Origin of the sequence: Mycolicibacterium tusciae (genome assembly GCF_002086795.1) — a bacterium.
Taxonomy (GTDB): Bacteria; Actinomycetota; Actinomycetes; order Mycobacteriales; family Mycobacteriaceae; genus Mycobacterium; species Mycobacterium tusciae.
On sequence record NZ_MVIM01000015.1, the window covers coordinates 91,235 to 105,803 of the forward strand.

The window sequence follows — 14,569 nt, forward strand, 5'->3', positions numbered from 1 at the left end:
ACTGGGAGCTATGCATACGCGAGCCGACGTGGTGGTCGTCGGGGCCGGACCCGCCGGTTCCGCCGCGGCGGCGTGGGCGTGCCGGGCCGGGCGCGACGTGCTGGTGATCGATTCGGCCCAGTTCCCGCGCGACAAAGCGTGCGGCGACGGTCTGACACCGCGCGCGGTCCAGGAGATGGAGCATCTCGGGCTCGGTGCGTGGCTGGACGGTCGCGTGCGACATCGCGGGTTGCGGATGGCGGGGTTCGGCGCGGACGTCGAAATCGAGTGGCCGGGTCCGTCGTTCCCCGCCACCTCGAGCGCGGTCCCGCGCACCGAACTCGACGACCGCATCCGCATGGTGGCGGTCGATGAGGGCGCCAAGATGATGCTCGGCGCCAAAGTCGTTGATGCCCATCACGATTCGTCAGGACGAGTGACGTCCCTGGTGCTGGACGACGGCGCCGAGATCGGCTGCGGCGAGCTGATCGTCGCCGACGGCGCCCGCTCGACGCTGGGACGCGTGCTCGGTCGTGAGTGGCACAAGGAGACGGTGTACGGCGTGGCCATCCGCGGGTACATCGGCACGCCGCGCGCGAGCGAACCGTGGATCACGTCGCATCTGGAACTGCGCTCACCCGAACGTGAGGTGCTGCCCGGCTACGGCTGGATCTTCCCGCTGGGCAACGGCGAGGTGAACATCGGTGTCGGTGCGCTCGCGACGTCCAAACGGCCGGCCGACGCCGCACTGCGTCCGCTGATGGCGTATTACACCGACCTGCGCCGCGAGGAATGGGGCTTCGACGGTGCGCCGCGCGCGGGCCTGTCGGCGTTGTTGCCGATGGGCGGTGCCGTATCCGGAGTGGCCGGGCCGAACTGGATGCTGATCGGCGATGCCGCGGCCTGCGTCAACCCGCTCAACGGCGAGGGCATCGACTACGGGCTGGAAACCGGCAGGCTCGCAGCCGAGCTGCTGGGCACCGGCGATCTGACATCGGCGTGGCCCGCGGTGCTGTCGGCGCACTACGCGCAAGCTTTCTCCGTGGCGCGGCGGCTGGGGCTGCTGCTGACGATCCCGCGCTTCTTGCCCGCGACCGGTCCGCTCGCGATGCGCTCGTCGTTCCTGATGACGGTCGCGGTGCGCGTCATGGGCAACTTCGTCACCGACGAGGACGCGGACTGGGTTGCGCGGTTGTGGCGGCGTGCGGGTGCGGCCTCGCGTCGGATCGACGAACGCCCGCCGTTCAGCTAGTCGGATCGCCACGGCGAATCAGGACAGCGGCGCAAGGCCCGAGCGGACGAGGTTCATCGACCTCGCCGTGATCTCGCCGAGGTCACCGGTGCAGCCGTTGCGACCCCAGTGCTCGACGGCCGTCACGAGTGCCGCGGCGACCACCGCCCCGGCCACGTCGGCGACGAGGTCGATGTCGGCGACATCCCGGTATCGGTTCGCGATGAAGGCGGTCAACACTGCGGCGAACGACGACTGCACGACCCGTAGGTGCCCGGCGATCCGCTCGGCGCTGATCAATTCCGCCCTGGCGGTCGCGGCCTGGCGTACCACCTCGATGTCGAACGGGAAGCTGACGATGCCTGCGAGCACCGCGTCGAACAACGATTCCGTGGGAGGTCGCTGCTCCAACGCTTCGGCCAACCACTCCACCTGCGTCTCGTAGTCCTGGAACAGCACCGCTTCCTTGGTGGGGAAATGCCGGAAGAAAGTCCGCTCGGTGACCCCGGCCTCGCGCGCCAGCTCGGTGACCGTCACATTGGCGAACCCCTTGTCCGCGAAGCTGGCCAGCGCGGCGCGCCGCAGTGCCTCACGGGTCGCGCGTCGCCGCTGCTCATGCAGGTTGGGGGCGGAGGTCATCGTGGCCCGATGGTAGCCGAGCCTTGAAAATTTATGTCAGTACTGACATATTTTTGGGACGTGTGCGAGGCGAAGGGAATGGGCCATGAGCGAATACGACGCGATCGTCGTCGGCGCCGGACATAACGGGCTGACGGCTGCGGCCGTGTTACAGCAGGCAGGAATGCGCACGCTGTGCGTAGAGGCCAACACCTACAGCGGCGGGATGGCGGCGACGGTCGAGCTGATCGAGGGGTTCCGCTATGAGATCGCGGGCTCGGTGCAGTTCCCCATGCCGCCGCAGATCGCCAAGGAGCTCGGGCTGGACACGCTGCCGACCGTCGACGCCGAGGTGCAGTCGGTGAATCTCGGCGACGCCGGCGAGGAGCCGCTGATCTTCTACCGCGACCCCATGAAGTTCATGACCCATCTGGCCGACAAACACGGCATGGAGGCGGTCGCCGGGATGGCTGGGCTGATCGGGTGGTCGCAGGGTCCGGCAAAGGCGCTGGGCCGCTTCGACGTTCGCACACCGCCGAAAACACTTGACCAGATGTACGCGTGTGCGGCCAACGAGGCCGAACGCACCGCGATCCACGATGTGATGTTCGGCTCCGCGATGGACGCCATCGACCGCTACCTTCCCGACAAGGAGAAGCACGCGGTGTTACGCGGCATGCTGGCGTTCCTGGCGATCAACTCGACCTACCGGGGGCCCTACACTCCGGGCAGCGCAACGTGTCTGGCGTGGGCATTGGCGGTGCCCGACGATACGACCGCCATGATGACCAAGCTCGAAGGGGGCATCGGCGCGCTCTGCGACCATCTCCGAGAGTTGTTTCTGTCCTCCGGCGGTGAAATCCGTTATCGCACAAAGGTGGATCGCATCCTGGTATCTGATGACCGCGTCACCGGGGTTCGCCTGCGCGACGGATCTGAGATCAGCGCGCCGGTGGTGGTTTCGAACCTGTCGCCGGACTACACCCTCGTCGACCTGGTGGGCGCCGACCTGCTGCCCGCCGACCTGGTCACCCGCATCAGCGGCCGTGACCACCGCGCATCGTTTGTCCAACTGCACTTCGCCCTTGACGGCCTACCCGAATTCGCGCCGCCGTACGACTTCCTCAATGATCCCGAGATGCTCGGGTCGGTGGCGATCTTCAATTCGCCAGAGGAACAACAGCGCCAGTGGGACGAGTGCCGGCGCGGGATCGTGCCGGACAACCCGTCGATGGGCATGCAGATCCCGTCCGTGCACGACCCCAGCATGGCACCACCGGGAAAGCATGCCGCCAGTGCCTTCGCTTACGCGCTACCCGTCGAGAACAGCCGAGACACGCGCAAGCTCAAGAACGAGATGGCCGAGAACGTCATCGACAAGATCACCCGGTATGCGCCTAATTTCCGCGATATCCAGATACGGCACATCACCTTTGCGCCGTATCACATGGACACCATGTTCGCCGCGCCGTCCGGCGACTTCTGCCACGGTCTACTGCACCCAGATCTGATGGGGCCCAACCGGCCAGGGCCGAAAGGCTTCCTGGACATGCCGATTCCGATCGACGGGCTCTACCTCGGCGGGGCCGGTTGTCACGGCGGGCCGGGAATCACCTTCACCCCTGGCTACAACGCCGGCTATCAGGTCATCGAGGATTTCGCGGCCAGCACCTAGTCAGACGAAGAGGGGGTCTTCTTCTTGTCCCCGCTTCCGGCGGTGAGTGCCAACGCGATGAGGATGTCGGCGGCGGTGATGAACAGGCCGGCCCAGTACGCCCAGCGAAGCTCCGGATCGCGCGGGGAGGCGAAGAACATGATCAGGAAGATCGGGCCGACGATGCCGAAGACGAACATCATGGCCTGAATCAGCAAGTAGCGCTTGAACGTCTCCATGTCGGGTGCAGAATATCGCGAATGCCCGAGGTCTACCGCGCACCGATGCGGTCCCGCCGCGACGACATCGATCCTCGATCGACGGTTGGTCGCGCGCTTGCGAAGGGGGTCGTCGGCTTCGGCGACGCCGGCGCCGACGATCGTCTCGACCGCCGCGTCGCGCGGTTCGCCGACGTGGCCGACGGATCGTTCGTGTGGACTCGCGACGCCGACGGTCTCTTCTGGCTCGGCCGCATCGAGGGACCTCTGTTCTACGACGATGCGGGCGCCGCCGTCGATCTCGTTCATGTTCGGCCGTGCCGGTGGATCGCCGAGCCGGTCCTCGAACCGGAGGTTCCCTCCGCGGTGCTTGCGACGTTCGCGCGAGGAGGTCGCAACTTTCAGCAGACGCACGACCAGGAGGTCGGCGAGCAGACGGCGGCGATTTGGCGCATGCGCCGCCCAGCATGCTGACAGCTGCCGTGAAAACCATTGCTGGAGCGTGTGATTTGCACAGCCCGGCTAAATGTAAGCCCAGCTAGAGGACCTATTTTCAAACGCTTCGCGGGATTACTCTGGAGTGCACCGGCGTTCACATAAGCATCGGCGGAAGGAATCCACGATGCGCAAGCTGACAGTTCGATCAGCATTCGCGGCAACGGCGATTGCGGCCGCCGTGATGGGCACGGCCGCTGTTGCGAGCGCCGCGCCCGCCGGCCCGTGCGAAAAGGTCACGTCTGTCGGCGTCTGCCAGCCCTTCGATCAGCAGCAGCAACAACAGCAACGCATTCGGTCACCACAGCAGGGCATGGGTGAAGTGGTCGTGCCCGGCCTCGGCTCCAACTCTCTGACCCTCGGTTAGCTCCCCAGCGACTTCGCGAACCCACTCACGTCGCGGATCGAGGCGTGAAACACCTCCGGCATCACGTGCGGCAGTAACAGGTCACCACCGTGGCACGTGCCCGCGACCACCCGGCCCACTGTCGGCACCCCCGCCTGCAGGAGCCGGCGGTAGTACTGCAGTCCCTCGTCGCGCAGCGGGTCCAGCTCGTTGACCGAGATGACGTGCGGCGGCAGGCCCGCCAATTCGTCATCGGTGGCCACCGCGGCCCAGCAGGCCGCGTCGTCGCCATGGCTGTCGGTGGGGTCATAGAGCGAGCCGAGCAGTGCCAGTTGGTGGCACGTGACGAAGTACTCGTCGTTCTCGGTGAGCGACGGCAGGTCCTCACAGTCCTCGAGCCAGCGGTTCGAGATGTACGGGCACTGCGCGTAGAAGCCGGCGATTTCGTCCAGCCAGCCTTCCCGCTTCGCTTTGTGCGCGACGGTCAGCGTGAGGTTCCCGCCACCGGACTCGCCGGACACGATCAGCTGCGCGATGCCGAGCTCGCCGCGGTTGCCGGCAGCCCATCGGACCGCGGCTGCGCAGTCGTTCAGACCCGCGGGGAACGGGTGCGGTCCGAGCTTGCCGCCGGAGTTGCGGAACTCCACACCGATCACGACGACCCCGGTGGCAGCGAGATGTTCGCGCAGCATCATGTATCCGACGTCCGCGGCGGCGCCGATCGCCATGCCGCCACCGTGCAGGTGCACGACGCCCGGGAGCGGTCCGTCGGCGCCGTCGGGCCTGCTGATGTAGAGCGTGACGTCGTTGCCGTCGTCACCGGTGACGGTGGTCGTCGTGGTGGTGACACCCTCGGCCGCGGATGCTGATTGCGCGAACACGTCGAAGATCGCGCCCATGCCCTCTTCGCTCATCGTCGCGAACGCCAGCCGCTCCTCAAGGGGTGCGTCGACGGCCAGCTCTATCGGCGGCAGCCGACCGTCGAGCCCGAACTCGGCGAGCGCCTTGACCATTCGCGGGTCGGAGCGGGGATCGGTGGCGAGTGTCGAATCCGGATCAGCGTGACGTCCATAAGTCATGGCGCGACCGTACAACGGTCGGCAGTTGTGAACGCGCGCTTTACCGTTAAGGTTTGGTCGCAGCGTGCAGCGCCACGATGCCGCCGCTCAGGTTGCGCCACCGCACCGCCGACCAGCCTGCGTCGGCGATGTGTCGCGCGAGGTCGGGCTGGTCGGGCCACGCGCGGATCGACTCGGCGAGGTAGACGTAGGCGTCGGGATTCGACGACACCGCGCTCGCCATCCGCGGCAGCGCTTGCATCAGGTACTCCTTGTAGGCCGTCGCGAACAGCCTGTTCGTCGGCGTCGAGAACTCGCACACAACCAGCCGCCCGCCGGGCCGCGTCACCCGGGCCATCTCACGGAGCGCCGCGCCGTGGTCAACGATGTTGCGCAGCCCGAAGCTGATGGTCACCGCGTCGAACACGGCGTCGCCGAACGGCAGCTTGGTGCCGTCGGCGGCGACCTTGGGCACCTTGCGCGCACTGCCCGCCGCGAGCATGCCGACGGAGAAGTCCGCGGCCACGCACCATGCCCCCGAAGTTTCGAGTTCCACGGTCGAGACGGCGGTGCCGGCGGCCAGGTCGAGCACCTTGTCACCAGGGCCGATACGTAGCGCCTCGCGCGTCGCCCGCCGCCAGAAGCGGTCCTGCCCGAGAGACAACACCGTGTTCGTGAGGTCGTAACGGCGCGCCACCCCGTCGAACATCGACGCGACCTCGTGGGGATCCTTGTCCAGCGTCGCGCGGTTCACAACGGCGACGCTACCTGTCACCATCCGGGCGCCGGGAATGGAATGCGCCCCAGCGGGCATTTACCCGCACATGGCGGAAAAAGTTTGGTTCATCACCGGTACATCGCGGGGCTTCGGGCGAGAGTGGGCCATCGCGGCACTCGAGCGCGGCGACAAGGTCGCGGCGACGGCGCGGAACACGTCGACCCTGGACGATCTGGTCGCGAAATTCGGGGACGCGCTGCTGCCGATTCAACTCGACGTGACCGACCGCGATGCAGACTTCGCGGCGGTGAAACAGGCGCACGATCACTTCGGTCGGCTCGACATCGTCGTCAACAACGCGGGCTACGGCCACTTCGGTTTCATCGAGGAGCTGACCGAACAGGAGGCGCGCGACCAGATCGAGACCAACGTGTTCGGTGCCCTGTGGGTCACCCAGGCGGCGCTGCCCTACCTTCGGGCGCAGCGCAGCGGGCACATCATCCAGGTGTCGTCGATCGGCGGGATCACCGCGTTCCAGAACGTCGGCATCTATCACGCCTCGAAGTGGGCCCTGGAAGGGTTCTCGCAGTCACTGGCGCAGGAGGTCGCGCCGTTCGGGATTCATGTGACGCTGATCGAACCCGGCGGGTTCTCGACCGATTGGGCGGGGTCGTCGTCGAAACGGTCGACACCGCACCCTGATTACAAAGAGGTGCATGAAGAGGCGGACCGGCTACGCAGCCAGCGCGTCTCGGAGCCCGGTGACCCGAGGGCGTCAGCGGCCGCGGTACTCAAGCTCGTCGACGCCGAAAAGCCGCCGCTGCGAATCTTTTTCGGTGAGCTGCCGCTGCAGCTGGCCAAGGCCGACTACGAAAGCCGGCTGGCTACCTGGGAGGAATGGCAACCGGTGTCGATCGAGGCGCAGGGCTAGCATTTTCAGCGCGAGCAGACGTGAAAACCCCCAATTGCGTGCAAAATAGGGGGTGCGAGCGTCTGCTCGCCGGAGGCGACGCTAGGCGGCCTTGAGGCGGCGCAGGCCGATGACCTCGTCGTAGTGTCCGAGCAGCTCGTCGCAGATCGCAGGCCACGTCCGGGTCAGCACGCTGCGGCGCGCCGCCACCGAGTAGCGCTGCCGTTCGGCGATCAGATGGTCGACGGCCGCTGGCAATTTGGCTTCGAACTCGTCGACCGACAGCAGCAGTCCGGTGCGGTAGGGCGTGACGAGATCACGCGGACCGCCGGCATTGGGTGCGATCGCCGGCAGCCCCGAGGCCATCGCCTCCTGCACCGCCTGGCAGAAGGTCTCGTGCTCGCCGGGGTGGACGAAGACATCCATGCTTGCGTACGCGGCGGCCAGCTCTGAGCCGAACAGGGCACCGGTGAAGACGGCTGACGGCAGCATGGTTTCGAGCTTCGCGCGGTCGACGCCGTCACCGACGACGACCACCTGAAGATCGTCGCGCGCCGACAGTGCTGCCAGCCGCTCGACGTGCTTCTCCGGCGCCAGCCGGCCGACGAATCCAACGATCGGCTTACCCCGTGGGGACCACAGGCTGCGCAGACTCTCGTCGCGTGCCGAAGGTGCAAACCCGGTGATGTCGACGCCGCGCGCCCACTTGTGCACCCGTGGGATGCGATGGGCCGTCAGGTTTTCCATCGCAGCGGCCGACGGCCCCAGTGTGCGGTCGGCGCGGGTGTGGACCATCCGCGTCCACGCCCAAGCCGCCCTGGACGCAAAGCCCATGCCATAGCTCTCTGCGAAACCTGCGACATCCGTTTGGAATACGGCGACTGTCGGCACGCCGAGGTGACGCGCGGCGAGCATGCCGCCCCAACCGAGCAGAGCCGGCGAGGCCAGGTGCACGACATCGGGATCGAACCCGCGCAACACACTCACCATGCGGGGACGTGGCACGCCAAGCGGCAGCGATGTGATTTTCGGGAACATCCGCGACGGCACCCGGTGCACCCGGATACCTTCGTAGATCTTGTCGGCCGCCGGCTCACCTCGCGGGGTGTCCGGTGCGATGACGAGGGCCTCATGACCCGTGCAGCGGAGATGCTCGAGCACCCGAAGCACCGAGTTGGTGACGCCGTTGACATTCGGGAGGAACGATTCTGCGACGATTGCAACGCGCACGCCTCGAGAGTCCCATCGGCGGCTGTCGTCAAGGTTTCCTGCAGGGATATGTCACGCGAATAGCTCGTGCCGATGAACGGATTCTCCAGGTCCGCGTTTTCGAGTACTCTGCGCTCAAAGAAAGGCGGTTGACATGCGGATTTCCCGGTTGGCATCGGTGGCCATCGCTGCGGTGCTGATTGCCACCGGTTGCACTACGCAGGTGACCGGCACTGCGCTCCGCGATCCCGTGCAACCTCCGTTGACCCTGAGCGAAGACGGCTACGGCATCGTCGCGGGATTCGAGGACGCGCCGACGCGCATCGAGATCTTCACCGAGCCGCAGTGTTCCCATTGCGCGGATCTGCAGGCCGATTTCGGCGATCAGTTCGCGTACTACATCGGCGTCGGGGCGCTGAAGATCACCTATCGACCCTTGACATTCCTGGACAGCGGGGGCGGCGGCTACTCGGCGAATGTGAGCAACGCACTGTTTCTTGCCGCCGAGGGCGATGCGACGGGAACGCAGTTCCAGCGCCTCGTCGAGGAGCTGTACGCACACCAGCAACGGGCCAAGGGTGGCCCCGGCCCCACCGACGACGAAATGGCCGACATGGCGAAGACGGCGGGCATGCCGGACACCGTCGCGAATCGCATCGCCGATGCTGGGTCAGCGATCAACACCCAGGACATGGACACCGCCAACTTCGAGTACCTGTACGCGATCGACCCGCTGAACACCGGCACACCAACGGTTTACGACCCGCAGACCGACGAGAAGATCGACATCTACGACAACAACTGGCTGAACACGCTGATGCAGACCTGAGGTCTACCCGACCTTCTGCACCGAAACCCGCCCTAGGTCGCGGCGGCGCTCCAGATAGGCCAGGCCCGACAGTGCCGCCACCGCGATGAGCCAGCCGACGACCGCGATGGAACCGGCCGGGATGATCGCCAGCGAGGCGTTGCGATCCCGGACCCGTACCAAATCCGGGTTGTTCGTGTCGTATTCGACGTAGATCCGCATACCCGTCTCCAGTTCGGACGGGTACAGCACACCCAGCTCGGGGCGGTAGGTCACGCGGTCTGGCGTCACGAACTCGATGGTCGACCGTCGCGGTCCGGCGCTGAGCACCTCGGCGGCGGCCACGCCCATGTGCCGCTCGATCTGCCGGTCGTTACGCCACGCGCCCATCACCATGAGCACCGACTGCAGCGTCACCAAACACGCGACGAGCACGATTCCGATGCGGATCCGCCGGAACACACGCTGCGCCCGCGTCTCGGTGGGGTCGGGCGACAGTCGCGGAACCAGCTTGCGCCACAACGCGATAACGCGGCTCACAGTGCAGTCTCGTTCGCTCGGCTCACAGTGCAGCCTTGATCGACGCGTGCAGAGCTCGCAGCGACGACCGGTCGGCCTTCACCTCCAGTACCCGCATCCCGTCGAACGGTTCGTCGAGCGCCTCCACCAGACCGTCGACCTCGATCTGCCTGCTGTCGATGTGGTACGCCCGGCACAACGCGCCGACGTCCACATCGTGCGGGGTACCGAATATCCGCGACGACACGTCGGAGAACCGCGGATCGCCTTGCTCTAGCAGTTCGAAGATGCCGCCGCCGTTGTCGTTCGACACGACGATGGTGAGATTGCGCGGCGTCGGCTCGGTCGGACCGATCAGCAGCCCGGAGCTGTCGTGCACGAACGTCAGGTCACCGATCAGCGCGAGGGTCCTGCCGTCATGCGCGAGCGCGGCGCCGATCGCCGTCGACACCGTGCCATCGATCCCGGCGACTCCGCGGTTTGACCGCACCTTCAAGCCTTGGGTGTTGAGGCCGACGAGCGCGGCATCCCGCACCGGGTTCGACGCGCCCAGCACCAATTGGTCGCCGGTGCGGACCGCGTCGGCGACGGCGGCCGCCACATGGAGTCCCGTCTTGAGCGGATGGGCCTCCAACTGGGCCCGAACGGCGTCCACAGCGTGCCTGTTGACCTCATCGCATCGCGCCAACCAGGCGGGATCGGGTTCTCCGCTGGTCACGGCGCGTGTTCCGGTCGCGGCCGAGTTCCCCGACACGTCCGGCCAGCGCGGGCCCGTCGTCAGCGCGTAGACCGGGACCGCCGGATCGGCCAGCAGCGTCGACACCGGCCGGTGCAGCGTCGGGCGGCCCAGCATGATGACCTGCTTCGGCCGCACCAGCCGCAGGGCGAACGGATGCAGCGGGTTGGCGGCCGGTGGCGCCGTCGGCTCCGCGACGGTCGGGAGCGCAGCGAGGTTCGGGTGCACACCGGCACCGTGGCCGGCGATGACGACCGTGTCCGGCGTCAGGTCGATGTCGAGCGGCTGATCGAAGATGACCGGCGGCGTGTACGTCCACGGCTTGCCGTCGGGCCGTCCTTGCGGGCAATAGTTGCCGCTGGAGCTCAAGCTGTCCGCGACGCCGGGCACCAGCGGTTCGCGCAGCGGAATGTCGAACTGCACGGGCCCCGCGTTGGCCGAACGAGATCCGGTGGCGGCCACTAGGACTCGACACGTCGCCGACCGCCACTGCGCGTTGAGAGCGTCCATTTGATCTGGCCTGTCCTCGGCGAGGCCGAGGCTGATGGTCTCGCGCACCTGCGTGCCGAAGTAGCCCAGCTGCTCGAACGTCTGGTTCGCTCCGGTGCCCAGCAATTCGTACGGCCGGTTGGCACTCAGCACGATGAGCGGCACCCGCGCGTAGTTGGCCTCCACCACCGCAGGACCGAGGTTGGCCACCGCCGTACCGGACGTCATCGCGACGCACACCGGCGCGCGCTCGGCGACGGCGAGGCCGATCGCCAGGAAGCCGGCGGTGCGTTCGTCGATGCGCACGTGCAGGCGCAGCCGGCCCGCACGGTCGGCGTCGTGCAGCGCGAACGCCAGCGGGGCGTTGCGCGAACCGGGGCACAGCACGACATCACGCACGCCGCCGCGGATCAGTTCGTCGACGACCACGCGGGCCTGCGTAGTCGAGGGGTTCACCACTACAGACTATCGGCGAAGAATTTCAGCGCCGCGGCGTTGACTTCCTGCGGCTTCTCGAGGAATCCGAGGTGACCGGTGTCGGCAATCTCCAGGTAGTAGCCGGTACGGATGGCGTTGGCGACCTCACGCCCCAGATGCGGCGGCAGCACGATGTCGTCGGCGAACCCGATGACCAGCGTGGGCGTCGGAATACTTTGGTAAGCGGGCAGCCGATCATTCGTGGGTACGGCGTCGGTCTGACAGCGCAGTCCAGGCGACGGCTTGGTGGGCCACATCATGAACATCTCGGCCCAGTCGCGGACGAAGTCGTCGTTGTTCAGCGTGGCCGGCGAAAAGCTCTCCATCAGACGGATTTTCGCGTCGTAGGAGGCGGGCAGCTCGATGCCGGAGTCGTAGAGTTCACGCTCGGCGTCGCGGAAGAAGCTGCGGGCCCGGTCGTGGCGGCCGCGGGTGGCCATCAGCACCGAGGCACTGACCAGCTCTGGACGCGCCAGCATCAGTTCCTGCGCGATGTAGGAACCCATCGAGACCCCGACGATGCGCGCAGGTCCGGCGTCGAGCTTCTCGATCAACTCGGCGGTGTCGGCGACCATCTCCTCGATGCCGAAATTGTCTTCGTTCTCGGTGGCGCCGATACCCCGGTTGTCGAAGGTGATGCAGCGGTATCCCGCGCGCTGGAACTCCGGCACCTGATGCAGGTGCCAGGTGCGACCCGCACCGCCCCTACCTGCGATGAACAGCACCGAATCGCCTTTACCGCGGTCGTCGTAGGCCAGATCCACGCCGACGACGCTACTTCACTCGACCTCGGTGAACGCCACCACCGGGATGCGGCGACCCTGCGTCGTCTTCTGGTATCCCGCATAGTTCGGCATGAACTGTGTGGCCAGCTCGAACAGTCGGTCGCGTTCGGCGCCCAGCATTTCCTCGCCGACGAAGGTGCCCCGGTAGCCGCGGGAGGTGAGCGTGACGCGGGGATTGGCCTTGACGTTGTGGTACCAGGCGGGATGCCGAACGCCGCCGTAGTTGGAGGCGACGACGATGACGCGGCCGCCGTCGGTGAAATACGTCAGCGGTGTGCTGCGCTGCTGACCGGACTTCGCGCCGGTGTGCGTGAGTAGGACCTCGGGTCGGACCATCGAGATCGACAGATGGCCCTTGGTCGCCTTGATCAGCGCGCGGTCGATGCGCCAGCCGTACCGGCGCAGGAACGTCTGCCCAGGACCTGTCGCCGTGAGACGCGCGCCGGCCCTGACCATGGCTGACGGCGGATTGGGCGGAACCTCGGGAATTCCCACGCCTGCGACCGTATCGCAGCGAATCGGGCGCGCATACCAACCGTGAGCGGCTATCAGCGCGCCGAATTCGCAAGCCCGCGGGACTTGCGGCCGGCGCGCACGCGGTCGATGGCCGCGCCCCACAGCAGCTGGACCGTCGGCGTCAACTGGTGTCCCTTGATGGTCTCGACGCTCAGCGCCGCGGTGGCCGCCGCCTTGGTCGCCGCCGACGCCTTCGACATATGACCCGAGTCGTACGGCGGCTGGGGGTCGTACTCGATGACCAGCTGCACGGCCTTGGCCTTGGCGTCGCCGCAGATCTGACCGAACAGCCATAGCCCCAAGTCGATGCCGGCCGACACCCCCGCCGCGGTCACGATCTTGCCTTCGCGCACGATCCGCTCGTCACCGACAGGCTCGACGCCGAACGGCTTGAGCATCGGCACGCACAGCCAGTGCGACGTGGCGCGGCGGTCTTCGAGAATGCCCGCGGCGGCCAGGATCACCGAGCCCGAGCACACCGACGTCGTCCAGGTGGACGTCTCGTGTGCCCTACGCACCCAGTCGAGCACCTTCTCGTCGCGGGCGTGCTCGAAGGTCGCCATGCCGCCGGGCACCAAAATGATGTCCGGAGAGGGGGTTTCGTCGAACGAGTGCGTCGCACCGATGAGCAGCACTCCCGAGTCAGCGGTGATGGGTCCGGGTTCGTGCCACACGAACCGCACCTCGGCATCGGGGAGGTTACGCAGCACCTCGTAGGGCCCGATGAAGTCCAGTGCGGTGAAGCCGGGGTACACCATGATTGCGATCTGCTGGGACATTGGGAGCTCTCTTTTCTACTAGGCGAACGTCTTGCGGTATTGGTCGGGCGAAATACCCAGTCTTCGAACGAAATTGCGGCGCAGCGTCTCGGCACTACCGAAGCCGCAGCGCGCCGCGATGACCGTCACGGTGTCGTCGGTCTCCTCGAGTTGCCTGCGGGCGGCCTCGGTGCGGATCCGCTCGACATATGCCCCCGGTGCCTCCCCCACCTCGTCGGTGAACACCCGCGTGAAGTGCCGAGGACTCATCGACGCGCGCCGGGCGAGCTCGGGAATACTGTGCGCGCCACCGGGTTCAGCCTCGATCGCGTTCTGCACGTCACGGATCGGTGCCCGCTTGGCGCGCGGCATCCACACCGGCGCGGCGAACTGCGTCTGGCCACCGGGCCGCCGCAGGTACATCACCATCCAGCGCGCCACCGTCTGCGCGACGTCGGTGCCGTAGTCGTCTTCGACCAGCGACAGGGTCAGGTCGATGCCCGCCGTGACACCGGCCGCCGTCCAGACCTGTTCGGAGCTGCGCACAAAGATCGGTTCGGGATCGACGGTCACCGCGGGGAACTCGTCGGCCAGCTGCGAAGCGAACGCCCAGTGCGTGGTCGCGACGCAACCGTCGACCAGACCGGCCTGCGCGGCGATGAAGGCGCCGGTGCAGACGCTGACGACGCGCCGCGACTGCTCGGCGGCGATCCGAATCCAACCGACGGTGTCGGGATCCCGTCGCGCATCGTCAACGCCCATGCCTCCGGGCAACACGAGTGTGTCGATCGGTTCGCGCGGGTCGGGGAACGTCTGGGCAACCAACTCGAGGCCGGTGAGAGTCGCGGCGGGTTCGCCCGTCCGGGTGACGATGGTGACGGAATAGCCCTCGTCTACTCGTCCCTGACTGGCCAGACAGATGGTGGCTCCCGTGAACACCTCGAACGGGCCGACCAGGTCGAGAGCCTGGACGCCCGGGAATCCGAGGATGACCACCGATCGCACGCCTTCAGTGTTGGCCAGCGCGCGGGTGGCGTCTAGGCCA

At 66.9% G+C, this 14,569-nt stretch carries 17 protein-coding genes; 6 read left to right on the top strand and 11 right to left on the bottom strand.

Annotated features, from left to right (window positions below; genetic code table 11):
• The first annotated feature begins 10 nt into the window (after positions 1-10).
• Positions 11-1,231, top strand: coding sequence for a menaquinone reductase MenJ (menJ, locus tag BST47_RS23290; protein ID WP_083128029.1), 1,221 nt, complete (start codon positions 11-13; stop codon positions 1,229-1,231).
• A gap of 18 nt (positions 1,232-1,249) precedes the next feature.
• Here menJ and BST47_RS23295 read toward each other — a convergent pair whose 3' ends face one another.
• Positions 1,250-1,849 carry a TetR/AcrR family transcriptional regulator gene (locus BST47_RS23295; protein WP_083128030.1) on the bottom strand — a complete coding sequence of 200 codons (600 nt, stop codon included), beginning with the start codon at positions 1,847-1,849 and terminating at the stop codon, positions 1,250-1,252.
• 85 nt (positions 1,850-1,934) lie between these two features.
• Between BST47_RS23295 and BST47_RS23300 the strand changes: the two genes are divergently transcribed.
• On the top strand, positions 1,935-3,503 hold the full coding sequence (locus tag BST47_RS23300; protein ID WP_083128031.1) for a phytoene desaturase family protein: 1,569 nt from the start codon (positions 1,935-1,937) through the stop codon (positions 3,501-3,503).
• On the opposite strand, the gene BST47_RS23305 is transcribed toward BST47_RS23300, so the two are convergent.
• A complete protein-coding gene (locus BST47_RS23305) occupies positions 3,500-3,721 on the bottom strand; it encodes a hypothetical protein (protein ID WP_083128032.1) in 222 nt (73 codons plus the stop codon). The genes BST47_RS23300 and BST47_RS23305 overlap by 4 nt on opposite strands.
• Positions 3,722-3,742: 21 nt before the next feature.
• Here BST47_RS23305 and BST47_RS23310 point away from each other — a divergent pair, with 21 nt between their 5' ends.
• Both BST47_RS23310 and BST47_RS23315 read left to right on the top strand, forming a co-directional pair.
• Positions 3,743-4,174, top strand: a complete 432-nt coding sequence (locus tag BST47_RS23310) for a GAF domain-containing protein (protein WP_083128033.1) — start codon at positions 3,743-3,745, stop codon at positions 4,172-4,174.
• A gap of 148 nt (positions 4,175-4,322) precedes the next feature.
• Positions 4,323-4,562 (top strand): hypothetical protein, encoded by a 240-nt coding sequence (locus BST47_RS23315; RefSeq protein WP_083128034.1) that lies wholly within the window; start codon positions 4,323-4,325, stop codon positions 4,560-4,562.
• Here BST47_RS23315 and BST47_RS23320 read toward each other — a convergent pair.
• Both BST47_RS23320 and BST47_RS23325 read right to left on the bottom strand, forming a co-directional pair.
• Positions 4,559-5,620, bottom strand: coding sequence for an alpha/beta hydrolase fold domain-containing protein (locus tag BST47_RS23320; RefSeq protein WP_083128035.1), 1,062 nt, complete (start codon positions 5,618-5,620; stop codon positions 4,559-4,561). The two genes, BST47_RS23315 and BST47_RS23320, sit on opposite strands and share 4 nt — an antisense overlap.
• Before the next feature lie 46 nt (positions 5,621-5,666).
• Complete coding sequence (locus tag BST47_RS23325) at positions 5,667-6,353, bottom strand: demethylmenaquinone methyltransferase (RefSeq protein WP_083128036.1); 687 nt, start codon at positions 6,351-6,353, stop codon at positions 5,667-5,669.
• Between the two features lie 70 nt (positions 6,354-6,423).
• On the opposite strand from BST47_RS23325, the gene BST47_RS23330 reads away from it, so the two are divergent.
• The gene (locus BST47_RS23330) at positions 6,424-7,248 is read left to right on the top strand and encodes an SDR family oxidoreductase (RefSeq protein ID WP_083128037.1); all 825 of its coding nucleotides are present in this window, start codon (positions 6,424-6,426) and stop codon (positions 7,246-7,248) included.
• 81 nt (positions 7,249-7,329) lie between these two features.
• Here BST47_RS23330 and BST47_RS23335 read toward each other — a convergent pair whose 3' ends face one another.
• Positions 7,330-8,457 carry a glycosyltransferase family 4 protein gene (locus tag BST47_RS23335; protein WP_083128038.1) on the bottom strand — a complete coding sequence of 376 codons (1,128 nt, stop codon included), beginning with the start codon at positions 8,455-8,457 and terminating at the stop codon, positions 7,330-7,332.
• Between the two features lie 133 nt (positions 8,458-8,590).
• Between BST47_RS23335 and BST47_RS23340 the strand changes: the two genes are divergently transcribed.
• On the top strand, positions 8,591-9,265 hold the full coding sequence (locus tag BST47_RS23340) for a DsbA family protein (RefSeq protein WP_083128039.1): 675 nt from the start codon (positions 8,591-8,593) through the stop codon (positions 9,263-9,265).
• 3 nt (positions 9,266-9,268) lie between these two features.
• Here the strand turns inward: BST47_RS23340 and BST47_RS23345 are convergent, their stop codons facing one another.
• From BST47_RS23345 to BST47_RS23370, 6 genes are read right to left on the bottom strand one after another with little or no spacing between them, the layout of a single operon-like run.
• Positions 9,269-9,784 carry a DUF3592 domain-containing protein gene (locus BST47_RS23345; RefSeq protein WP_083128040.1) on the bottom strand — a complete coding sequence of 172 codons (516 nt, stop codon included), beginning with the start codon at positions 9,782-9,784 and terminating at the stop codon, positions 9,269-9,271.
• Positions 9,785-9,806: 22 nt separating this feature from the next.
• On the bottom strand, positions 9,807-11,444 hold the full coding sequence (gene menD / locus BST47_RS23350; protein WP_083128099.1) for a 2-succinyl-5-enolpyruvyl-6-hydroxy-3-cyclohexene-1-carboxylic-acid synthase: 1,638 nt from the start codon (positions 11,442-11,444) through the stop codon (positions 9,807-9,809).
• Between the two features lie 2 nt (positions 11,445-11,446).
• Positions 11,447-12,229, bottom strand: a complete 783-nt coding sequence (locus BST47_RS23355; protein WP_083128041.1) for an alpha/beta fold hydrolase — start codon at positions 12,227-12,229, stop codon at positions 11,447-11,449.
• Positions 12,230-12,244: 15 nt separating this feature from the next.
• Positions 12,245-12,745, bottom strand: a complete 501-nt coding sequence (locus tag BST47_RS23360; RefSeq protein WP_083128042.1) for a nitroreductase family deazaflavin-dependent oxidoreductase — start codon at positions 12,743-12,745, stop codon at positions 12,245-12,247.
• Between the two features lie 53 nt (positions 12,746-12,798).
• The gene (locus tag BST47_RS23365; protein WP_083128043.1) at positions 12,799-13,545 is read right to left on the bottom strand and encodes a DJ-1/PfpI family protein; all 747 of its coding nucleotides are present in this window, start codon (positions 13,543-13,545) and stop codon (positions 12,799-12,801) included.
• Between the two features lie 18 nt (positions 13,546-13,563).
• The gene (locus tag BST47_RS23370) at positions 13,564-14,520 is read right to left on the bottom strand and encodes a GlxA family transcriptional regulator (RefSeq protein WP_083128100.1); all 957 of its coding nucleotides are present in this window, start codon (positions 14,518-14,520) and stop codon (positions 13,564-13,566) included.
• Positions 14,521-14,569 lie beyond the last annotated feature (49 nt).

Bases quoted from the DNA above. Each gene is read 5' to 3' on its own strand.
- BST47_RS23310 (WP_083128033.1), top strand. From the start codon at position 3,743: ATGCCCGAGGTCTACCGCGCACCGATGCGGTCCCGCCGCGACGACATC.
- BST47_RS23365 (WP_083128043.1), bottom strand. From the start codon at position 13,545: ATGTCCCAGCAGATCGCAATCATGGTGTACCCCGGCTTCACCGCACTG.
- BST47_RS23295 (WP_083128030.1), bottom strand. From the start codon at position 1,849: ATGACCTCCGCCCCCAACCTGCATGAGCAGCGGCGACGCGCGACCCGT.
- menJ (WP_083128029.1), top strand. From the start codon at position 11: ATGCATACGCGAGCCGACGTGGTGGTCGTCGGGGCCGGACCCGCCGGT.
- BST47_RS23340 (WP_083128039.1), top strand. From the start codon at position 8,591: ATGCGGATTTCCCGGTTGGCATCGGTGGCCATCGCTGCGGTGCTGATT.
- BST47_RS23300 (WP_083128031.1), top strand. From the start codon at position 1,935: ATGAGCGAATACGACGCGATCGTCGTCGGCGCCGGACATAACGGGCTG.
- BST47_RS23315 (WP_083128034.1), top strand. From the start codon at position 4,323: ATGCGCAAGCTGACAGTTCGATCAGCATTCGCGGCAACGGCGATTGCG.
- BST47_RS23320 (WP_083128035.1), bottom strand. From the start codon at position 5,620: ATGACTTATGGACGTCACGCTGATCCGGATTCGACACTCGCCACCGAT.
- BST47_RS23330 (WP_083128037.1), top strand. From the start codon at position 6,424: ATGGCGGAAAAAGTTTGGTTCATCACCGGTACATCGCGGGGCTTCGGG.
- BST47_RS23305 (WP_083128032.1), bottom strand. From the start codon at position 3,721: ATGGAGACGTTCAAGCGCTACTTGCTGATTCAGGCCATGATGTTCGTC.